Below are 20,802 nucleotides of genomic sequence, written 5' to 3' on the forward strand. Positions count from 1 at the left end.
GAGCGAACGTTCGCCTTACCCCTGATAACCCGAGCTAGTCGTAATTTCGTGCCGCCGACTTCCCCGCTTTGCTCCACCACCGCAGTTGAAACTAACGCCCAAGCTTGGGAGGCCTCGCTCTGGCTGATCTATGCGACGGCCGACCACCTAGGGCAGGAATGCGGATAAGGGCGCGATGGCCGCATCTTCCACGCTCCAGAAGTTGAGATCTGCTGGCCCGAACTGCGGCAATGCTGTGCGCTTCAAGACGTCGCGCACCTCGTCCTTCAGACGCGCCACGCGCAGCGTGATGCGGCGCTGAGCCAGCCAGGCCGAGTAATCGGTCAGCTCCTCCAGAGACGTGCTGTCCAGGTCCGGCGACTCCTCCAGGCTGAGCACGACGACCCGCGTGTCGCCGCGCTGCGACACCCGTTCGCGGGCGAGTGCCAGCATGGACGCGGCGTTCGCAAAAAACAGCGGCTCCTCCGGACGCAGGATCAGCACGCCGGGCGGTACCACCGCCTGAGGGTGGCGTTCGACATCGACAAAATCGTGACTGTCGCCGAGACGTCCGAGCACGCTGACGCGCGGCGTGGTGAGCTGGCGCAGCAGCAGGATCAGGCTGAACGCGATGGCCACCAGCAGGCCATCGAGAATGCCGAGCGCGAGCACGGCCAGGATCGCCGCCAGCGCCACCAAGCGGTCACGCTTCCATCGCAGGTACGGACGGAAGGCCGCCAGCCGCCAAGACTTGCTCACGGCGTGAATCACGATCGCTGCCAGAACCGGCTCGGGAATGCGCTCGATCCAGCGCAGCAACAGCGACACCATCAGTAGCACGCTGCCGGCGGCGGCCAGCCCGGCCACCCGAGAATGCGCCCTCGCCGCCTCGTTGGCGGAGGTCCCGGAATAGCCCGCGCCCACTGCCATACCGTGGAACAGGCCCGACAGCACGTTCGCTAAGCCGATGACCCACAGGTCGCGGTTGGCGTCTACCGGGTCTCCGTGTTTGAGCGCAAAGGCGCGGATCGCGCCGTACGACTCGGCGTAGAGCACAAGCAGCAGTGCGAGGGCGAGTTCGATACTGTGCACCCATTGACCGCTCGAAGGCCACACCGGCGGTGCCCAGTGAGGGACCATGTCGATGGCCCCGGTCAGCGCCACGCCGCGCTGCGCCAGCCAGCCCGAGCATGCCACCCCGAGTACAATCACCAGCAAGGTGCCGGGCAAGCGCCGCAACCTTTCGCAGATAAACAGCAGCAGCAGCGCAAGAACGCCGGCGACCGCGGTCGTGAACTTTATCTGGCTGGCGGTTCTCACCATGGTCGCGACCAGCAGCGGCACAAAGTCGCCCCGCAGCGCGGATAGCCCGAGGAGATTGGGCAACTGCTTCAGCGCGATCACGCAGGCCAGACCGAAGGTAAAGCCGCGCAGCACCGGTCGGGCGATCAGCTGCGACACTCCGCCCAAGCGCAACACGCCAGCCAACATGAAGCAGCCACCGGTGAGCAGCACCAGCATGCCCGCCACCGCCGCTCGCGTCGCTCCCGCCGGCCCTGCCAAGGCCAGCGTCCCGGCTGCCAGTACCGCGGCGGACGACGAAGAGGGTCGGCAGGGATCCACCCAAAAACCGGCAATTCGCCGCCTAAGTTCGCGCGGCACCTAGGATTGGTGTGGGTTACATCTAGTTCGCCACCGTCTCACGATCGGCGGCTGCGGCCTCCTCGGCTGCACGAAGAATTCGACGGGCAAAGTCGATAGGCGTGACTTCCCTGCTCGTGTCCACCGTGTAGTCCCCGAAGCGGTTGATGTGCGCGGTTCGGTATGGCGATAGGCCGGCCAGTACTTCCGGGCTGATCTCGACACCCTCATCCCGGAGCTCGGCCAGAACCCGCGACATCTGCTCAACGTTATGTAGGATCACCAGGTTGGCCACCAGGTGGTTGTAGCCGACGATCTTCTGCTGCTCGTGCAGCACGTTCTCGGCAATGATCCCCTGCCCGCCGAAAAACGCCCACTTGGTGAAGTTGTTGAACTCCTCACTTTTGTTGGTCGCCGCCTGGATGGTCTTGCGCACCTCGACATCGTCGATGTAGCGCAACAGAAACAGCGTGCGGATGACACGACCCAGCTCCTTGAAGGCAAAATAGAGCTTGTTCTTGCGGCTGTAATTGCCCAACCGACGCAGAATCGTAGAGGCAGAAATCTTGCCGGTTTTGATCGATACGGCCACGCGCAGCATGTCGTGCAGGTGGGTTTCGATCAGGTTCCAGTCGATGCTTCCGTCCCCGAAGAGTGCCTGGATATGCGGATAAGGCCCTTGCGGGTCCGGCTTGGATAGCGCAAGGTCTTTAATGTTGCGAATGCGAGGCATGAGTTCGATGCCCAGCAGGTGAGCCAAGCCAAATACGGGGAAATTCTGGGCTTGGGTATCGCCGTGCACCGTGTCAGGCCGGATCTCAGACCGATTCTCGATCAGGCCATCGAGGATGTAGATGGCCTCGTAGGCGCCGCAGGGAATGAAGCGGCTGAAAAGCGCGATGTACTTGTCCGACACGTGGTAGTAGCCGATCCCACCGTAGCCACCGTAGCGGATGTGGTATTCGGAGAGCAGGTTCTGCTCGTAGACGCTCCACTTCGTCCCGTCGGCCGAGGCAGATTTGCCGCTGCCCCAGTAGCCTGGGAGCTCGAACTTGTTATACAGGTTGATAGTGTCGACGGTGGCACGTTCGAGGGTGTCTTCCGTGACGTACTTGAGATTCAGCCAGGCGGTCTGCCGCCGACTGAAGCCGCGTACTGACCGCGCCGTCTGGGTGGGCCCCAGGTTGCACCCATAGCAGAACAGCGTCGTCACCACGCGGTGGTGCAAGTCACGTACGCGTGCCTCGGTGCCGGCGAGCGGCTTGAAATGTCGGGTCAGATCCGCCCAGCTGGTTGCATCGACCAGCACGTCAACAATGCTCGTCTCGGGCAGGCGCTCGGCGATGAGGCTGTCGACTAGGGCGATCGCTTTGGACAACTCCGTTCGCGGTAGCTTACGGAGGATTAACCTGCCATCGACGATATCGGCGTGTGCGTTCTCGGGGAATCGAGCGTCGACCTCACCGCACTTCATTCGCAGCTGCTCGCGCAGCGTCTGGACAAAGGTGGCGGGCTCGGTCGCGATCCCGGACACCTCGCCATAACTGACCAGCTCCTCCTGAAAGGTGCTCTCGTCGACCAGCTCTTCGCGATAGTCGTCGTAGCGCTCGCCACCGGAAATAAACAGGTCACCTGACTTCAGCTCGTCCTTGATCTGGAAGAGCACCGACAACTCGAAGTACCGCCGTTGCATCCAACCTTGCCGATCCACACCCCAGTCCTTCGGGAACACATGCCGGCGCCAGTTGGCCGTCATCCAGCCAAAGTCCTGGTCCAAGCTCAGTCCGAGCGGTGCCACCTCCACCACGTCTCTTCGTTGGGATCGTAGCGTCGCCAGCGCCTTGATCAGGCGCTCCATGGCAGGATCTTGGGACGAGGTGCGCAGGTCCATCACGTCCAGGCAGTTGAGCAGCAAAGCGCGCTGTTGAGCGTATGGTTTGGCCAGGAACGGCAGGAAGTTCTTGCCGGCGTAGGCCATGTGCTCATCGCATTCGGCAAGTATTCGGGTCAAGTCCGGCCCAATCGCGTCTCCGATGGCGGAAATGCGCTGACTATCGGTTCCGTCGACCTGATAGGCCTGAAGGATCTCTTTCAGTTGCGCCACCAGATGATCGGTCCGCTTCAAATGCTCGACCTGGTAAGCCATGAGGTTCTTCTGGGCCGTATTCTCCAGGTTCTGCATCAATCGGATGAAAAGGTCCGCTGCATCATCCAGCGCCTTGCCGTGGCGGGAGCGAATGAACACGGCCGCCAGTGCATAGCGCTTGGCGGGCTTGAGCTCGGCCAACTCGCCGGCATCGAGCGCTCGCGCCATGGCGCGGAAGTATTTCAGCTTGGGTACCGGGACATCGAGCGCAGGGACCATCGCCGCCAGCTTCTGCAGCCGGTCGATGTGCTGCAGATAAAAGCGCACCTCCTTGTTGCCAGGACGCTTGGGTTCGCGCTTCAGGGCCTGCCAGCCGCTATGGGTGTCCCCTGGCGTGACGGCTAACAACTCGTCGATCTTCTTGCGCGCCGCCGGCCCCAACAGAGCACTGATGCGTTCGAAATGGCCTTCGTGAACGCTTTCACGGGTGGCGATGGCAATGTCGTCGAGCGTGCGGAAGGCGGGCAATTCGTACCGGTGGTGATATAGCTCCTCGACCATTACGTTAATGATGTCCGGCAGCATGTGCTTGGTCTGGGCAGCTTGCTCGGCCACCGTCCGCAGCCACTGCCGTCTAGGCTCTCCCAGCGGGCGCACGTTCAAGTAGTGCCGGATCCGGGCCACGTGCTCGCGCTTCATGCGTGAGGCGTCGTAGGCCGCCAGATCGCTGACGGTGAAGGCTCGACGGTAACTCAGCGCTTCCGCCACGTGGCGCACAATGCGCTCGGGAATGTCGCGCAGCGCACCGAAGCCGCCGCGATGCGGAAGGGTTTTCAAGTGAAGCATCACCGCCAAGCGGATGGCCGGCTGCTTGCTCAACGCCTGCACGAACGCCATGTCGTCCGCGGAGGGCGTGAAGTGCAGATCCAGCTCGCGGGCTGTGGGGTCTTGCTTCAGTCGCGGATAGGCAGTCTCGTGAGGTGCGGTCATGCGTCGTGCATCTCCAGTATCGAACGAGAGGTCAATTCCAGTGGCGCTCTCCCGCTTCATCGTGAAGCGAGGCGTCCACCTGCAGGTCGTGGTTATCGGCGATCCGGTACAGGTCTTCGATCAGCGCCGATGCCACTTCGTCCAGATCGAGGTCATCGGATACATCGACCTTGAGCCGGTACCGGGTGCACTCGGGATTGACCGCAACGCCCTGGTGTGGCGACAGACAAAGAGTCTCGATTGTCTGCCGTGCCTTGGCGACGCTGCGGCCCTTACGGCGGGGTGTCAGGCGCAGCGCCAGCATCAAGGTGACGGTGACCGACGATGAGCGGGAGGGTGGCGGCAAGGACGCCGGCGGAGAGCCCGTTACCGGAGCTGGCATGCTCGCGAGTGCCGTTTCGATGCGTTGCTGGCCAAACGCGTCCGGTGCATCGATGTATCGCATTGCCGAGTGCATGTCTTTCCAGCCCACATATTCCATGAGGGCGCGCACGTCCCAACCATTGGCGCTGGCCCAACCGGCAAACCCACGACGTAGCGAGTGGCCGCTGTAGGTCTCCGGCGACGCCATGCCCGCGCGCGTAAAAAGTCGCCGCAGCAGGGGCACGACGCTGTTGGAGTGCAGTGCCCCTTCCCTGATCCCTCCCGTATGGGTGATGCCGCGAAAAAGCGAGCCCTCGGTGAGCCCGGCTGCGCTAATCCAGTCGAGCGTGGACGCCACCGGGCACCACCGGCTAAGCGCGGGCACCCGATAGGTGGTACCGACGAGTTGCCGGTCTGTTTTGCTGCGGCCCAAGAAGCAGGTCATGCCCTGTCCCGGCACCGCGGTCACATCTGCGGTCTGCAGGCCGACCAGCTCGTCCACGCGGAAGCCTCGCCAGAACCCCAACAGAAGCATGGCGCGGTCGCGACGGCAGCGCAGTCCCGCGGCGCGGTCATGTCGCTGATCCGCTGCGATGACAGCACCATCAAGCCAATCGGAAACCCGGGCCACGGCCGTCAGCTGCAGGGGAGCGGCACGCTTCTCGCGTGCCGGGTGGAGTGCCTGGATGCCCTTGAGGGTCTGTTTGACCCGCGCCGCCGTGGTGGGGTCGGCGAAGCCGTGGGCTTGGTGCCACTGCGACAGCGCTGCCAGCCGTTGCCGAAGCGTGTTGATCGAAAGCGTGGTGGCATGGGCCACCAGGTACTGCGCCACCATGTCTGCCGTCGCTGGCAGCAAACCTCCCCAGCTCACCTCGAAATGACGAATCGCGGAGGCATAGCTGCGCCGCGTGTTTTCGCGCTGCGCCGCGTTCAGATAGATTTCGAGCGTGTGTGGGGACATGTCACGATTAGAATACAGAAGCTCAGGTCGCGGTTGGGGACAATCCACTGCCGACCATGCTCTCGCTTGCATTAAACCACATATACTCCGCGTGTATTAAGCTGCGGATTGCGCCAAAAAGAATCATCCTTGAAACGTACAGCCAGATCAGGAGGTAATAGCGTTTTGCGTTCGAAAGGCTCCACCCTGGGACGTATACGATGTAAGCCAGGCGTTCCGGCTCTCCTGTCGAACTCGTCGTTATCTAAGACGACATTCTCGAAATCATGGCGGTAATAAGGCTCTCCGATAAAACCGTACACTGCATTTAGCGCCAGCCCAGGATCGTTTGCCAAAGTCTCATATTGCAGTAGCATGAGATTTGAATTGTTCTCACCAAAGTACGCTTCCTTTAAAGCGTTGTATGCAAAGCCTACAAGGCCCTCGTTGCTAAGGATACCTTCTACTCTTGAATAGACGGTCCCGCCAGGATTGAAGTTGAAAATTGAAGAGGGTTGAAAAGCATTAGAGCGAATTACTCGCTCAATGCTGTCAAGTACCCAAGGAAGCTGGCGAACACACGCAATTATTTTACTATTTGGAAACAAAATCTTTAAAGCACCCAGCCGCGTACACCACCATCTGCTTGTATCAAAGATTACAGCGTCGCCGCCTTCGTCTCCATAATAGCTTGAAAATATTCCGCGCAGTATCCGTTGCCTTTTTATGTCGTCTATAAAAACGGAAAATTCGTTCTTTCCGCTCATTTCTCCAAGTAAGGTATTAAAAAGCCCGGCTACGGGTCCACTCATATTCGCAACAAAGCGCGGGTTTTGACGCAGCAACGCGGAAAATAGACTTGAGCCAGATCGTGGCAATCCAGAAATAAAATGAATGTGCTTCAATGCAAATCTCCAAGCCGAGTTAAATATCAATGAACCACTGCAAAAATACCCGTAGCCGTGTCCAATGATATGAAGTTTCTATATTTGTCAGCAGACTGATTCCAAGGGGTTCCATTCATAGCGGAATCCGTCAAGTCGACATATTTGTCTAGAGACGGAATGTAAATGATCGCGTGATCGGCCCAGTCACCGTTTGGTACGACGAAGCTTCGCGGCAACGTCCCGCGCGAGCTTAACAAAACGATATGGGACGGCACACCGTAAATCCTTAGAGCATATTGCAGTAAAGCAGCAGCACCTTTACAGTCAGTCTTTTCACCGGAAAGGATTGCATCAGTGCGCTGTACGGGAAATATCGTTTGCGTATCCGAATTCGAAAGCAAATTATTTGCAGCGACCCAAGTAGCTAACTCGCTGATCATTTGATTTATGTTGTTTGCTTTTTTTATTGGAAGAGCCAAATTTTGGCGGGATAAAGTTGCCTGCTTTTTTTGGTAGGTCCAGGCGACTTCCTTCCACGATCTTTCGCTCGATATAGTGAAATAGTTATTAATAGGACCGTTAAATGAATTATCGATCAACAAGGTTGCCATCTCATTGGCCACCTTAGTCAATTGATGATGACCCATCACGGAGCTTTCTAAATAAATAGGTGCCGCGTCGGTTGACTCAAGGTCAATATGCCTTAGCTCCGTTCTGCCTGGACTTAAGGTCTCGCCAAGCGCTATGAAGTTCCCCTGTGTAGCTTTAAATTTTCCGACAAGTTGTAAACGAACATAGACATCCGAGTTGAAGCTTGCTGGTTCGGATAAACAAATCTTACAGAAATCGGTCCCGCGTACGCTCTGCCAATTTCCCTCTCTCGTGCTAGAGGATGCAGCTACAATTGTTTCGTAGCTGCTTCTTTCTATATAACGTTTGGCTGTAATATTATATGCCTCGAGCTGAGCCATGTTACTTAATCGTATGTACCTGACCTTGCGGGATTTGAAACTGTCCTTTGAAGTAAAAATGTATTGTTCCCATATGCATGAGGCCTTTCTACTAATGCAAAGATCTTGAAATTTAATTGCTTCGGCCGTTAGTGTTTCTTTTGAGAGCGCGAACCCATTATGTTCTACGAGTATGGCCACAGAGAAGCCAAGCGCGAGCATAATAGTTATTGTCTTCAGAGGGGGCATATGACATTAGCCATTGACAGCGGGTGCTAAAGCTCGGCGGCCCATTTAATGACAGCGCAAGCCGCCGAACCATTATTCCCAGATGCTATTTGGTCGCGCAAAACCTACCTTTATAATTCCATGTGCCGCCATCATTCCGACAAATTGCTATTGGCGAGGCATCCATATTTGCGATGTGTGACATGACTCCCTGATTGCAAATGACACCTACGCTTTTTGTTTGGGGGCTGGTATCGTCACTGGAGATCAAAGGTGCGTTTGCGACTGCGTTGACCTGGGCGCAAGCTTGGCTGGCCTGGGCTTCGGTAAGACCACTTGGACTCGCCGTTCCGAATCCAAGGGCCGCACCAACCAAATTTTCAAACTCGGTGACTTGCGCTCCTACCCAACCCTCGACGCTACTCACTATGCCACCAAACCAACTCTCGATGCCGCTAACAAACGATGGAGTACCGCCAGCTGCCGCATAAGCGCCGCCTCCACCGCTTCCGGCGTAATAACCTCCACCACTGTACCCTCCCTCTCCCGGTACGTTAATCATGTTCGGCTGCATCATACGGCCGCCCGCCACCAAGCCTTGCTCGTTCAACGTCAAGATTCGCATATCTTTTCCTTGTCAGTTATTTGACTTGTGTTGGCTGCCCTTTGCGTTCGGCTCCGATATACCCGCGGGCAGGTTCGGGTAAAAAAAGAAAGCTCTCTTCGATTAGATCGCATTGACCATCTCGTGCGTTACTCCTTGATCCAAGGAGGGCTTGCTCAAGCGAACTTTTCCTTTGTGCATTGTTAGAGTTCTCTCGGCAGCGGCAATGGTCTCTGGCCGATGCGCGATTACGATGCGTGTAATCTTCAATCGGCGCAGGGTTTCGCTGATCTGACGCTCGCGTTCGACGTCTAAGTGACTTGTGGCCTCATCCAAAATCAGAATCTGCGGTTTTCTGTAGAGTGCTCTAGCCAGCGAAAGGCGCTGCTGCTGCCCGCCGGAAAGCGAAGAACCCATATCGCCGACCAAGCTGTGGTAGCCCATAGGCATGGCAATAATGTCCTCATGGAGCTCGGCTTGGCGTGCTGCCTCTTCAATGGCCTCTTGAGACGCGGCTTCATCAAAGAGGGCGATGTTGTCGGCTATGGATCCGGCGAACAAGCGATCGTCCTGCATCACGCTGCCGATCATGGATCGGTAGCGGCTCTTGCCCAAGTGCTTGAGGTCGATCCCGTCGACGGTGATCTTGCCTTCCTGTGGGTCGAGCAGGCCCACCAGCAAACGCACGAGGGTGCTTTTTCCGCATCCAGATGGACCAATGATGGCGACGGATTCACCTGCTGCGATCTCAAAGCAGCAGTCCTTAAGGATCCATTGCTCGCCTTTTGCGTAACAGAAACCTACCTTTTCAAAGCGTATCGACGGTGTCGGCAGCGGCCCTACGTAAGAGCCCTCGGCATATGCCTCAGTGGGGGTCAGAACAATGTCGGCAAGGCGATCGCCCTGAATGCGCAACAGGCGCACTTCGATGGCGTAGTCCACCAAGTTCGAAGCGCGGCTGCTGAACTGGTCAGCATAGGCTGCGAACGCCATTAGCATGCCGGCGCTGAATTGGCCCTTCAGCGCCAGCCACGCGCCCAGCCACAACACGGCGATCCGCTGGCAGCCCGAAACAATCCCTTGAGCCGTACTGAAGCCGAGGCTAAGGCGCTGTACGGCCACGCCGGCATTGAGCACGTCAGCCGTCACATTGAGGTAGCGTGCAGAGCGGGCGGGCACCTGGTTGAACAGGCGTAGCGTTTGCACGCCGCGCACGGCCTCTATGAAGCTGGTCTGCTGTTTAGCCTGTACCGTGATTTGGCCCAAGCTCGCCTCGCAATAAATCCGGTAGTACAACAAGCGCAGGGCACCATAGAGCACCACTGCACCCGCGATTAAGGCGGTCAATAACGGGCTGTAGAGCAGCAGCACCACGAGGGTCAGCACGGCCATCAGTCCGTCCAATACCACTTCCACGAAACGCGTGGTCAGCGTGTGCTGGATGACGGAGATGGCCCCAAAACGCGACACCACGTCGCCTAGGTGCCGCTTAAGGAAATAGGCCTGCGGCAAGCGCAGGAGATGTTGAAATACGTTGCCGGTCCAGTTCAGGCTGAAATGCGTTCCCAACCACAGTACGGTCCAAGTGCGCAGCGCGGAAACGCCCGTCTGGATAAGCATCAGCAGAAGGAAACTTAACCCCAGAAATGTCAGAAGGTCGTGGTCACCATCGGCAAGTACCTGGTCCACCACCATCTGCAGGAATTGCGGCGCCAGAAGACCGAATAGCTCCAATGCCAACGCGAGGCCTAAGATAGTCAGCAGCGCCCGACCTAATCCGTGAATGGAGCCAGCCAGTGTACGCAGGGATACCGGCGGAGCAGGCCGCTGGCGTTGAAAGGATGGCCCTTTGCTGACCTCCACGGCGATGCCGGTGAGGTGTTTGCTCAGTTCATCGAAGGTGAGCGTGCGTTCGCCTACCGCCGGGTCGTGGATTACGACACCGCGCTTGCTGACTTCACGCAACACCACGAAGTGGTTCAGATCCCAGTGCAGGATGCATGGACGTTGTACATGCTGGAGTTCGCCCAATTCCAATCGCAACGGACGACAAGCCAGTCCCATCGACTGTGCGATCTCAATCAGTCGTGTGAGGGTGATACCCTTCAAGGAAAGCGAAAAGCGACGGCGCAGTGCTGGCAGTTCCGTATGCTGCCCGTGGTATGCAGCAATCATTGCCAAACAAGCGAGACCACATTCGGCGGCCTCGCTCTGATAGATCGTCGGCAGGCGCCGGCCACGTCCGAAGTGCAGCCGCGAACGTGCTTTGGCGCCATCAGCAAGACGCCCCTCGCCATTTACGTCAGTGGTCGCCTCGTCGTCTTGGGACTCCTGTCGCGCGACCATTAGCCGTTCCCCGCGAGACGATGACCCATTCCGTACAGCGGTTCGAAAATCCATTCGATCATGCGACGCCGGTCCAGCAGGAGGTCTGCATCCAACGCCATCCCTGGCTTAAGCGATGTCGGCTTGCCATAAGCCTTGACGGTTTGCGAGGCAAGGCGCACCTGCACGCGGTACAAGGCTTCCGGCGGCGGTGACTGACCCAACAGGGTGGTGATTTCACTGGGGGTCAGTGCACTTCGCGAGATAGACGTCACGGTGCCCTCCTGCACGCCGAATTTCTCGTAGGGAAAGGCTTGGTAGTGCAGTACCACCGGTGTGTCGATATGGACGAACCCGATCGCGCTGCTGGGCACCAGCAGCTGCGCTTGCAGCAGTGAGCCTTGTGGCATGACGACCAGCAGGGATTGGCCCGCGGCCACCGTCTGCCCTGGCTGGATTAGCATCGACGACACCACACCATCCACTGGCGCACGCACGACATTGGCTCGGTCTGTTTCGCTCTGCGCCAACGATTGCTGGTTCTGGGCCAGTTGATTATGCAGATCGTTTAATTTTGCCGCCGTAGCGAGCGGCAGTTGGATCAACTGGTCGCCCACGCTTTTCAGCTGTTGCTCGCTTTCCGAGCGCTGCCGTGCCAAGGACCTCATCTGACCTTCGGCTTCGAGCTCTTGCGTACGCTGCTGTTGGATGTCCAGTGCCGAGACATACCCCTTCGTGCCAAGCGCCTGCAAGCGGCGCAAGAGCGCGGACAGGTCGCCCATCTGACGTTGTTCGATCGCCAGCTGAGCGTCCACTTGTCGGATCTGATCCGCCAGCATCCGTTGCTGCATGCGCAAGTCATCAGCCTGCGCATCCGCTAAGTGCCGGGCGTTGATAAGATCGGCTTGCAAGCGCGTCTGCTGTTGCCGCAGCTGTGCGCTGATCACCGCGGAGGTGTCGCCCAGAGCAGCACTGCTGCGATCGTCGGACACAATTAATAAAGGATCACCAGCATGCACTACGGTACCTTCGGTGACCGCGACTGCGGTTACGGTACCGGAGCTACGGGTTGTAAGAGCGAGTAAACCCGCTTCGGGGACCAAGTTGCCGCCTACGTGTTCGCGCCGCGTGTAGTGGCCGGCGAACAGCCAAACCAGCGTGCCAGCGGCGATGCCCACGACGGCCAGTGTCCACATTTGATGCGAAACTGGCGTGGCGAGACGGATCGTCCCTAGTGATCGCGTCTGCTGGGCATCGATCGCTTCCTGGCGGAACAGCAACGAGTCTTGCTGCACGGTACCTCCGACGAATACTCCTAACCCGACTGCACTTCATGCCCGAATAGGGCGGCGGGTCAATAAGCAAGTTTTTGCTCCACGTGAATTAACTTTCGAACAGTGCCGCTCCAAGGATTCTTTTTCGAGCCAGCCACTACCTTCCCGCTTTGCTATGTAGGTCGGCGCCTACGCAACGGCGTGGCATCAGCCGACAGAGCCGGGATGTGTCCTGCAAGAAATAACGCTCATCCAGGGCGTGAATATTTGGCCATCTATATGGCTGCGAAAATGGTTTGGGCCCAACAAGTCAGACCGCCGCTACTTGCCAATCGTACGGGACTCAACCAGGCTGCCGCCCGTACTCGACCCTAACGCTGAATAATCCAACATTTTCCCGTGTGACTTTTGCGGCGCCCTTAGCTGAACATTTGCTGTTGTCTATTACGTAATTACGTGGTATGTAATATATTACGTTAAACATCGGAGGGCGGGTTATGGCGCGGGCAGGCTTGTACAAGACCGAGGTCCAGAAGGCGCGCGACAGCCTCATCGCGCAGGGCAGGCATCCGTCCGTGGACGCCGTCCGCGTCGCCCTTGGCAACACCGGCTCCAAAAGCACCATCCATCGCTACCTCAAGGAACTGGAAGCGGAGTCCACAGCGGTACCGACCTCGGAGGTGGTGATCAGCGATTCGCTTCGGAACTTGGTCGCGCAGCTGTCTGCGCGGCTCGCCGAGGAGGCCGACGCCCGCATCGCCGAGATGAAAGCCCAATGCGAGGCGGCAACGAGGAAGGCCGCCGAGGCTTTGGCCAACCAGGAACGCGAGGGTCGGGCGCTGAGCGATCGCTTGCAGCGGACGGAGACCGCGCTGCAGGAGGAAAAACGGGCCCACGAGGAGACTCGAGGGCAGCTGCACGAACGCGCCATCGCGATCAGCGCCCTGAAAGAACGTGCCACAGGCTTGGAGGCACGTCTGGCCGAACAGGTCGCCCATGCTCAGTCGCTGGAGGACAAACACAGCCAGGCGCGCCAGGCGCTGGAGCATTTCCGGCAGTCAGCCAAGGAGCAGCGGGAGGCCGAAGCGCGGCGTCACGACCATCAGGTGCAGACCTTGCAGGTCGAACTTCGCCAGGCCAACGAGTTAGTCATGACCAAGAATCATGAAGTCATGCAGCTCAATCGTGACAACGCCCGCCTCACCGAGCTTCATGGCCAGAGCGAGAGTGCACTGCGGACCGTGCGCCGGGAGTACGACCAGGCGGCACGGACAGCCAAGGACGTGCCGCGGCTGAAAAAGGAGACGGAAACTCTGACGCAGCAATGCATCCAGGTCACCGCCGAACGTGACCAGCTTCGCGCCGACATCGAACGCCATGTCGTGGAGCTGGCTGCCGAGCGGCAGGCGCGTTTGGCAGACATCGAAGACCAGCGCCGGCGCGAGGCGCGCCTAAGCGCGATCGAGGAATTCCTCGGTCAGCTCAAATCCAAGGATCCCGCCAGCACACCAACCGAGCCCGGCTAAGCGATCGGCCAGGCGCCGGCTGGCCGACCGCTTCGGTTGTGCGGCTACATCATGAAGCGACCACGGTCACCAAAGCCTTGGGGGGTGACCACGGCATCCGCCACAGGTGTGAGCAGGTGCTGCCGGCACTCCAACATGGGTCGGCCTCCTGCCTGCAGCCAGACGCCAAGGTTCCTTTCCAGCCACCCGGACGCAAACGCACTGCCATCGCGAAAGCCGCTCCCGGTGTCGGACATGCGCACGTCTTTCTTCGGGTAGAGCAAGACGCTGACCCGCAACTCGCCAAAACCCGCATCGCTAAGGCAACCCCGGGCCGGGATGCCACCCGGAAACTCGAAGTCAAATTGGCCCGCGGAATCGTCATGATCGCACCACCAGTTATCCTCAGGGCCATAGCCGACCAACCGCTGGGCCAGGGCCGCGTTGATGCCTGCGATCATCATGTTGCGCCACGCTCGGACCCGCGTGCCCTTGTACGTGGGAATGGGGTCACCGCGTCGGGCGAGCATGTCCGGAAAGCCAGGCCATCGCGCGGCCGCGTGGCTATACCCGAGTTCCGCCAGCCGGCGTTTGCATGCCGCGGTATCGGGCACGATGACCTCTGCCACAGGGCTCGTCGCAAGCTGTGCGCGCAACGCGGCGTGTGTCCTGCAGCCGAGACCGGCCGCCAGCGCCTCGCTGAGGTGAGAAGAAGGTACGGTTGCTAGGCTGCTGCCTGGCCGAGCCAGCAGACCCTTGAGATGACGAACGGAAGCGGACGTAACAAAGAACGGACGCATGACTACTTGCTCCAGATCGATGTCTGCCGATTACGCATCGACCGAAGGAAGTAGGTCCGGTCCATGAAGAGCGAAAGCGCGTCGTTTAACCCGGCAGCAGGTTCAGCGTGACGTGGCTACCGCACCAGCATATAACCGGCCGCCAAGGGCCTCAAGGGCCGGCGTGATGAGATCGAGGAGGGTAGATGGAGCGCGATGAGGTCCGGCCCGGGATGCGGGTTCAAATAGTCAACAAGACCAAGTACGGCACGGACCGGTGGCTGGCGCCGGCCGAAGTGCTCAGTGTGGTTCATCCCGATAGCGGCGCGGCCAACATCCGCATCATGTTTCTTGACGGCGCGGCCGACGTCTACCACAGCGTCGATCCTGACGACCTGGACTACGAGTAAGGAGTGAACCCATGCCACCCATGCATCAGCCCGTGGGGCAACTGAACGCCGAACTGCTACGAGCAGCGGAAGCCGTGCTGGACGAGGGCGAGAGCCTGATGGCTTTTATCGAGACCTCAGTGCGTGTCCAGGTCGACCGCCGTCAGCGGCGACGCGACTTCGTGGCCAAGGGATTGGCGGCCGCCGAAACTGCCAAGCGCACCGGCCGCTACACGGACGCCGCTCAGGTTGTCGCGCGGCTCGAAGGCATGCTGGACCAGGCCTCCAAGCGGGCGGGAAACCCGTGACGTCCACCCAGCAGTTGCGACAGCTTCTCGAGGCCGCCAGGAACGATGTCCGCGCCGAGGATGCCTTCCTCGCTTGCGGATTCCGGTCACGTTGAGCACCGAATCCAATGAGCGCTGACCACATCGCTGCTGCTGAGCACGCTGCTGCTCCTGAGCATGCGGCTCGTCCCTAGCCGCTACCTGAGCCTCAATCTCGCCGGGTCGTTCCCCGACTGTTGAGCTTGCGCATCGACTCTCCCTGGAGCTGAATCCGGTGTGCGCTGTGAACGAGGCGATCGAGGATGGCATCGGCGATTGTCGGCTCGCCCAGATACGCATGCCATTCAGTAATCGGTAGCTGCGAAGTGATGGCAACCGAGCCGCTACCGACGCGGTCGTCGATGACCTCCAGCAGATCTTGCCGGGCGCGTCGCCCCAACGGACTGACACCCCAGTCGTCCAGCACCAACAGCTTGGTCCTGGCGAGCTGTGTGCGGACCGCCGTGAGATTGCCTGCCTCGCGTGCGATCTCCAGCTCTTCTAGAAGGCGAGGAAGCCGCCGATATGCCACCGGGAGGCCGCGTCGCGCTCCTTGATGCGCGAGCGCACACGCCAGCCAAGTCTTTCCTACGCCGGTCGGTCCGGTGATGATCAGGTTCTGGTGCTGCGTGATCCAGTCACAATCAAGCAACCCTTGGACCTGTTGCTTGTCGATACCACGCCCCGCCCGGTAGTCGATGTCCTCGGCGCACGCTTCCACCTTGAGGCGTGCTTGTTTTAGCAGTCGCGCGAGGCGTCGGTTCTCGCGTGCTGCCCGCTCGCTATCGACCAAAACGGCAAGGCGATCGTCAAAGGGGCTGTCCTGGAGCGATGGGCTAGCATGCTGACGCTCCAAGGCAGCGGCCATGCCCTCGAGCTTCAGTTCCCGCAAGGCGTTAAGGGTGTGCTGCCGGCTCATGCGATGGTCTCCTTTGTCTGTGCGAAATAGGCGCTACCACGAATATTGCGGTGCTCGGGAAGTGCGGCGCCCGGCTCGTCCTGGCTATCGGGCCTGCTGCGATGCCGGCCGCTGGCCAACAGGGCACGCACGGTCTTTTCTGAGGGGGAACGAATATCCAGTGCCCGCTGCACGGCGGCCTCAAGCTCTGCAGCACCATGCTTTCGTGCCAACGCCTGCAGCCGATCACAGCAAGGCAAGCCCAGCCCGGGGTGGGCTCGCTGGAATTGGCGCTGTACGAAATCCGTTGTGGCAGGACCGATACCCACAGCCCACCTGACAAAGTGCTCAGGCGTACGCTCGGCATACATCGCATGGTGTTTCGGCAGATGGCTCGGATCGGTGGTCGTGCCGTCGGCAATCCCGCGGCGATGGCTGGCGATCCGGATACCGTTGCAGTAGATCTCCACTGCATCGGCCGAGAGGCGCCCTTCCACCGCACAGCCAATGTACGTGAACGGCACCGAGTACCAGTGCTTGCCAAGCCGGACGTGATAGTCGGCAGGCACCGTTTGCGCGGAGGTCCATTCACCGTGCTCGTACAGCACGGCCGGCAAAGCTTGAAGTACCGCAGATTCATCCGCTTCGAACCGTTCGATGCGAGAGCCTTCCAGCTTCTTAAAGGGACGCCGGTTCAGTTCCACCACGAGCTCCGCAATGGCCTGATTGAGCTCGGTCAGGGAGAAGAACGTACGGTGGCGCAGGCGAAGCAACACCCAGCGCTGCACGATCAACACGCTCCCTTCGACCTTGGCTTTGTCTTTCGGCCGTCGGGCGCGGGCTGGTAGCACGACGCTGCCGTAGTGGCTCGCCATCTCCTGATAGGTACGGTGGATAATGGGATGCTGACCTGGCCGCGTTACCGCACTGCGCAGGTTGTCGGGGACAATGACCCGAGGAGCGCCGCCAAAGGCGTCGAACATCAATACATGGGCCTTGATCCACTGCGGCACCTGCTGGCTAGGGCAAGCAACCGCGAACACGTAGTTGGAATAGCCCAAGACCCCGATAAACAGCTCCACCACGATGCGTTCGCCGGTCACGGGGTCCACATAGAAGGGACGGCGACCGGAGAAGTCCACGAAGACGCGCTCGCCTGGCGAATGATGCTGCCGCATCACCGGGTGAAGCTTGCGGATATACGCGCGGTAATGGTGCGAGAACTGGGAATAAGCCAAAGCATGCTCGGGGCACGCCCGGCGATACTCTTCCCACAGCAGCGTGCGCGTCATTCCGCGGTGTTGCATCTGATCGTGGACCCACGCCCAATCGGGGTGCTCCTTTTCCACAGTGCGGCGCAAAGCGCGATTGAAGAGGGCGTCCAGCTCATCGAGAGAGCGCTCAGAGAGGTCGGCCCACGTGAGGGACTGGTCGCTTGCCAGGCGGCGATAGCGCGCCACGGTATTCGCCGACCTACCGACAACGCGGCCGACCTGGCGGTTGGACCACGTCGTGGTCAGAGCAAGGCGCAGGATTTCCTTGAGAGAAGAAGACATGCTGACTCCGAGGTTGCATCCCCGCCGAAGGGCGGTGACGGGATGTCAGCGGGCGCGACGTAATCCAACCCGCCCTGCTTGGAGCGAGGCGAGGGGCTTGACCGGTCGAGGCGGGAGGAGGACATTAGGCGCCGATGGGGTTCGCATCCATCGCACCTTGAAGGCCCGGGAGTCGTAAGCTCCCGGGCCTTCGCGTCTGGCGCTCCGCAGTAAGAAGGCTGGACGTATGAGCGCTAACGCATAGGCACCTCCTGCGTTCCTGCGGGGCTAACGGCACCTTGCCGCAATGTGGCCAACCACGTGGCAATATCCCGGACAAGCGCGAATTTTCCTCTCCGGTGCGGCACCGCGAACACCGGCACGGGCACCGTTCCGCGTGAGATGGCCTGCCTGAGGGCCTCTGCCGAGGGATAACCGAGCGACAAGCGCAGATCCTCGCCACCGATCAGTGGCGCGCCGAAGCGCACCAAGAGATCGCGTTCCAGCAGATCGATCAGCGGCGGGTGCTGAGGGACGGTCATGGGCTCGGTCACGTCGGGTCACGACCGATGCTAGAGCGCAAGAACGCCAGAGGGTAGCCGGTAAATCGCCCCCTCGTTTTTACCCTATGCTGAGCTTTAAGCCATTGAAATGGAAAGAATCCGGTGATTTGCGCAGACAGGTGCGAAAATGAGCGGCGGGATCGGGGGCGATCAACCTTGCGCCGTTGTATCGACCAGCAGCGGGTCCAGCTCTGGTTCCAATGGATTCGCCAGCTGTCCCATGGAGCCACCTACTACGCGCTGGAGAAGCAACTGATCGGTGATGGCTTTGGCCGCAATGCGGAGGGCGTGTTGTCTCATCGCCATCGGATGGCGCGCTACGCTCAGGGCAAGCATGTGCCGCGCAGCGACTTGGTCGAGCGTGCCGAGCTCCATTTCCCCAAGAGCAAGGCGCTGCTTGAGCATGTGTACTGGGAGATCCTCGACCCCAGGCACGACTTGGCGGTAAACCGATCACGTTGGTTGGCCGGATTGGGTGCGGACGTACAGCGCGTCCTCTATCAATCCCGGCCCATGGCCAGTGAAATCATGGTGCGCCGCGAAAAAACATCGCGCCGCCTGCTACGGCGCCTTGAGGGTCTGGGCAGCTTCGAGGCGTTAGCCGCGACTGCGTTGCTGTTGCGGGAGGCTCAGGCAGAGGACAATCAAGCGCTGGCTTACAGTTGCGCTCAATCGTTTTGGGCGGTTTTACTGCTCATAGGCTCAACACTGCCCTTCATCAACCTTCTGGCAGCCATGGCGGCCTTGGCGGGTGATGCCCTGCTGGACCATGTGCACCACGAAGGCGAACGGGTCGCCATCAAGAGCGCTCCGATATATCTCTATGAGCACATCCTTCGCAGTCAGTGCCTGGTATGGGAAGACATGGGACGACTCGCTCCGGATTGGAAAAGCTGGGTGCGCGAACGCCTCAAGCTCATGCGTGGCAATTACGGTTTCGACCTGCTTTTCGCTCTGCGAATGCCCACCGAACCCACCGAAGAGCTTCGAGGCGATCCAGAGCGGTACGGAATCTTCCAGAAAGACGAGTACGCGCGATGGAAGGCGCTCGACTACATCACTAAGCCAGATTGGGCCAAGCGGCCGTTCATGGACGACTGGGTGGCGTACATGAGCAACCCCGACGCCTGCTGGCCTGAATTAGGAGGATAGTCAGTCATCTATCCTCCATCGACGGCTCGAGCCGAGGTATGCAACAACTGTTTCTCAAGGAAAAACCCAATAGGCCTTATCCGTCACTCTAGCGTTAGCGTCAAACTCTACCGACCAAGCTTCTCCGACCATACTCATTTTATTTTCATACCAGAAGCGCTCTACGCACGGTGACTTGCATGCACTGCTTGCATATCTGAGAAAGGCCGGCCCTGCACTGCTCTCTCGCACCGAAGGTGTTCCCATAATTACTAAAACTTGCTGCTTCGAATTACCGATACTAATTTTTTCAAATGCCACATTATTATTGTGAGAGCGCATGCTGCATGTGGACACGTAAAGGAATGGGGCAACGATGAGAATCCAAGCCACCTTCAAGGGTCTATTTCGTTTGTCCATCAGCGCGGCTCGAAGCTGGGAAGAATATCGAGCAGCGCTTGAGGGATCGGGCCGCCTTGCGGGATGAAGAACTGCTGTGTGCCTGGAAGTTCGCCAACACCGCCCGATAAGGGAAACGGGAAATGCGTGTTTGGTGCAGACACTCCACCCACATTCAAGGCCTGGCTGGTGCGCGCCGCACAGTTATCGATAATTCCGACGCTGTTTCTACCGGGATGCAGTGCATAAAAGGCAAGCATTTGCGCGTCCTGCGCGGGCGATGTAGGGATATACGTCACGACTTGATTGCGCGACGCCGCCTGGCTCTGAAGATAAGCTAGAACGTTGCTCCCTAGGTTTGTGTTGTTGCCGTAAGAGAAAACGCCTGCACCTGTTACCGCATTGGCCACATGACCAAACGGATTGGTAAAGCTCTTCATGCCACCGGTAATGACCAGTGCATCCAGGCCCTGTGGATCAATCGCGCTAAGCGGATTGTTGATGACATAGGTATAAGTGTTGGTGCCCGCCACTAGGCCGAGTGGGTCTGACTCCAAGTAGCGCCCATCTGCACGATGGCTGACCAGTCCTAAACACAGGGCCGCCAGGCCCATAAGTGCTGCTTTCATCGACTCATCCTCCTTGGTTCGCCTTGATGTTCTGGACTTTTTTCAAATACGCCGCGTTTTCCTCAGGCGTCGGCTCTCTCCATCCCAGGCGCTCGGCCTTCTGGAACAGCATCAGGTTATTCCGGCTAAGCATCTCGTAGTCGGACTGTTCATCCGCAGGAATGTCTTCAGGACGCGCATAGCGGCTCAAGTAGCGTATCTGCAACAGGTGATAATACGCACTACCCCGCATCAACAAGGATGAATCGCCCAGGGTTCCGTAGACACTCAGGACCCTCGTTGCGCGTAGCGCCGTTCGAACTCTACAGGCGACAGGTCGCCGTTTGAACCGTGGCGGCGTTTGGGGTTGTAGAACATCTCGATGTAGTCGAACACGTCGGC

General features: G+C 59.3%; 19 protein-coding genes. 4 read left to right on the forward strand and 15 right to left on the reverse strand.

The annotated features are described in order from the left end of the window. Positions 1-147 precede the first annotated feature (147 nt). The 8 genes from VGU03_RS03350 to VGU03_RS03385 all read right to left on the reverse strand — a co-directional run bounded on the left by VGU03_RS03350 (position 148) and on the right by VGU03_RS03385 (position 12,288). Complete coding sequence (locus VGU03_RS03350; RefSeq protein WP_327478644.1) at positions 148-1,641, reverse strand: SulP family inorganic anion transporter; 1,494 nt, start codon at positions 1,639-1,641, stop codon at positions 148-150. A 22-nt stretch (positions 1,642-1,663) separates the two neighbouring features. After that, the gene (locus VGU03_RS03355; protein ID WP_327478645.1) at positions 1,664-4,696 is read right to left on the reverse strand and encodes a Tn3 family transposase; all 3,033 of its coding nucleotides are present in this window, start codon (positions 4,694-4,696) and stop codon (positions 1,664-1,666) included. Between the two features lie 31 nt (positions 4,697-4,727). Further along, positions 4,728-6,020, reverse strand: a complete 1,293-nt coding sequence (locus VGU03_RS03360) for a site-specific integrase (RefSeq protein ID WP_327478646.1) — start codon at positions 6,018-6,020, stop codon at positions 4,728-4,730. A 71-nt stretch (positions 6,021-6,091) separates the two neighbouring features. Next, on the reverse strand, positions 6,092-6,904 hold the full coding sequence (locus tag VGU03_RS03365) for a sulfotransferase (RefSeq protein ID WP_327478648.1): 813 nt from the start codon (positions 6,902-6,904) through the stop codon (positions 6,092-6,094). A gap of 26 nt (positions 6,905-6,930) precedes the next feature. Further along, positions 6,931-7,857, reverse strand: a complete 927-nt coding sequence (locus VGU03_RS03370) for a hypothetical protein (protein ID WP_327478651.1) — start codon at positions 7,855-7,857, stop codon at positions 6,931-6,933. Positions 7,858-8,170: 313 nt separating this feature from the next. After that, positions 8,171-8,689 (reverse strand): hypothetical protein, encoded by a 519-nt coding sequence (locus tag VGU03_RS03375; RefSeq protein ID WP_327478652.1) that lies wholly within the window; start codon positions 8,687-8,689, stop codon positions 8,171-8,173. 102 nt (positions 8,690-8,791) lie between these two features. After that, complete coding sequence (locus VGU03_RS03380) at positions 8,792-11,014, reverse strand: peptidase domain-containing ABC transporter (protein ID WP_327478653.1); 2,223 nt, start codon at positions 11,012-11,014, stop codon at positions 8,792-8,794. Continuing rightward, positions 11,014-12,288: an HlyD family secretion protein gene (locus VGU03_RS03385; protein ID WP_327478655.1), complete on the reverse strand. Its 1,275-nt coding sequence runs from the start codon at positions 12,286-12,288 to the stop codon at positions 11,014-11,016. Before VGU03_RS03385 ends, VGU03_RS03380 begins: the two co-directional genes overlap by 1 nt. Positions 12,289-12,779: 491 nt before the next feature. Here VGU03_RS03385 and VGU03_RS03390 point away from each other — a divergent pair, with 491 nt between their 5' ends. After that, the gene (locus tag VGU03_RS03390) at positions 12,780-13,793 is read left to right on the forward strand and encodes a DNA-binding protein (RefSeq protein WP_327478657.1); all 1,014 of its coding nucleotides are present in this window, start codon (positions 12,780-12,782) and stop codon (positions 13,791-13,793) included. A 44-nt stretch (positions 13,794-13,837) separates the two neighbouring features. Here the strand turns inward: VGU03_RS03390 and VGU03_RS03395 are convergent, their stop codons facing one another. Next, a complete protein-coding gene (locus VGU03_RS03395; protein WP_327478658.1) occupies positions 13,838-14,572 on the reverse strand; it encodes a hypothetical protein in 735 nt (244 codons plus the stop codon). 212 nt (positions 14,573-14,784) lie between these two features. On the opposite strand from VGU03_RS03395, the gene VGU03_RS03400 reads away from it, so the two are divergent. Together VGU03_RS03400 and VGU03_RS03405 are read left to right on the forward strand one after the other, a co-directional pair. Next, entirely contained in the window at positions 14,785-14,961 is a 177-nt protein-coding gene (locus VGU03_RS03400) for a hypothetical protein (protein ID WP_327478660.1), read from the forward strand. A gap of 11 nt (positions 14,962-14,972) precedes the next feature. Next, positions 14,973-15,248, forward strand: a complete 276-nt coding sequence (locus tag VGU03_RS03405) for a hypothetical protein (protein WP_327478662.1) — start codon at positions 14,973-14,975, stop codon at positions 15,246-15,248. 187 nt (positions 15,249-15,435) lie between these two features. Here the strand turns inward: VGU03_RS03405 and istB are convergent, their stop codons facing one another. From istB to VGU03_RS03420, 3 genes are all read right to left on the reverse strand, one after another. Then, the gene (gene istB / locus VGU03_RS03410) at positions 15,436-16,185 is read right to left on the reverse strand and encodes an IS21-like element helper ATPase IstB (RefSeq protein WP_327478664.1); all 750 of its coding nucleotides are present in this window, start codon (positions 16,183-16,185) and stop codon (positions 15,436-15,438) included. Beyond that, positions 16,182-17,720 carry an IS21 family transposase gene (istA, locus tag VGU03_RS03415; RefSeq protein ID WP_327478666.1) on the reverse strand — a complete coding sequence of 513 codons (1,539 nt, stop codon included), beginning with the start codon at positions 17,718-17,720 and terminating at the stop codon, positions 16,182-16,184. The genes istB and istA overlap by 4 nt, the downstream gene beginning before the upstream one ends. A 233-nt stretch (positions 17,721-17,953) precedes the next feature. After that, the gene (locus tag VGU03_RS03420) at positions 17,954-18,241 is read right to left on the reverse strand and encodes a hypothetical protein (RefSeq protein WP_327478667.1); all 288 of its coding nucleotides are present in this window, start codon (positions 18,239-18,241) and stop codon (positions 17,954-17,956) included. A 177-nt stretch (positions 18,242-18,418) separates the two neighbouring features. On the opposite strand from VGU03_RS03420, the gene VGU03_RS03425 reads away from it, so the two are divergent. Continuing rightward, positions 18,419-19,414, forward strand: coding sequence for a hypothetical protein (locus VGU03_RS03425; RefSeq protein ID WP_327478669.1), 996 nt, complete (start codon positions 18,419-18,421; stop codon positions 19,412-19,414). Positions 19,415-19,812: 398 nt separating this feature from the next. Here VGU03_RS03425 and VGU03_RS03430 read toward each other — a convergent pair whose 3' ends face one another. From VGU03_RS03430 to VGU03_RS03440, 3 genes are all read right to left on the reverse strand, one after another. Continuing rightward, complete coding sequence (locus VGU03_RS03430) at positions 19,813-20,421, reverse strand: RHS repeat-associated core domain-containing protein (protein ID WP_327478671.1); 609 nt, start codon at positions 20,419-20,421, stop codon at positions 19,813-19,815. Positions 20,422-20,425: 4 nt separating this feature from the next. Next, a complete protein-coding gene (locus VGU03_RS03435; protein WP_327478673.1) occupies positions 20,426-20,611 on the reverse strand; it encodes a hypothetical protein in 186 nt (61 codons plus the stop codon). A gap of 77 nt (positions 20,612-20,688) precedes the next feature. Next, positions 20,689-20,802 (reverse strand): IS3 family transposase (locus VGU03_RS03440; RefSeq protein WP_327478489.1); only part of this gene is annotated, 114 nt, incomplete at its 5' end.

It is taken from the genome of Frateuria sp., from assembly GCF_035944355.1.
Lineage (GTDB): Bacteria > Pseudomonadota > Gammaproteobacteria > Xanthomonadales > Rhodanobacteraceae > Frateuria_A.

Excerpts from the sequence above, each read along its gene's own strand:
- VGU03_RS03355 (WP_327478645.1), bottom strand. The coding sequence starts at position 4,696 with ATGACCGCACCTCACGAGACTGCCTATCCGCGACTGAAGCAAGACCCC.
- VGU03_RS03360 (WP_327478646.1), bottom strand. The coding sequence starts at position 6,020 with ATGTCCCCACACACGCTCGAAATCTATCTGAACGCGGCGCAGCGCGAA.
- VGU03_RS03370 (WP_327478651.1), bottom strand. The coding sequence starts at position 7,857 with ATGGCTCAGCTCGAGGCATATAATATTACAGCCAAACGTTATATAGAA.
- VGU03_RS03375 (WP_327478652.1), bottom strand. The coding sequence starts at position 8,689 with ATGCGAATCTTGACGTTGAACGAGCAAGGCTTGGTGGCGGGCGGCCGT.
- VGU03_RS03380 (WP_327478653.1), bottom strand. The coding sequence starts at position 11,014 with ATGGTCGCGCGACAGGAGTCCCAAGACGACGAGGCGACCACTGACGTA.
- VGU03_RS03395 (WP_327478658.1), bottom strand. The coding sequence starts at position 14,572 with ATGCGTCCGTTCTTTGTTACGTCCGCTTCCGTTCGTCATCTCAAGGGT.
- VGU03_RS03400 (WP_327478660.1), top strand. The coding sequence starts at position 14,785 with ATGCGGGTTCAAATAGTCAACAAGACCAAGTACGGCACGGACCGGTGG.
- VGU03_RS03405 (WP_327478662.1), top strand. The coding sequence starts at position 14,973 with ATGCCACCCATGCATCAGCCCGTGGGGCAACTGAACGCCGAACTGCTA.
- istB (WP_327478664.1), bottom strand. The coding sequence starts at position 16,185 with ATGAGCCGGCAGCACACCCTTAACGCCTTGCGGGAACTGAAGCTCGAG.
- istA (WP_327478666.1), bottom strand. The coding sequence starts at position 17,720 with ATGTCTTCTTCTCTCAAGGAAATCCTGCGCCTTGCTCTGACCACGACG.
- VGU03_RS03420 (WP_327478667.1), bottom strand. The coding sequence starts at position 18,241 with ATGACCGTCCCTCAGCACCCGCCGCTGATCGATCTGCTGGAACGCGAT.
- VGU03_RS03430 (WP_327478671.1), bottom strand. The coding sequence starts at position 20,421 with ATGAAAGCAGCACTTATGGGCCTGGCGGCCCTGTGTTTAGGACTGGTC.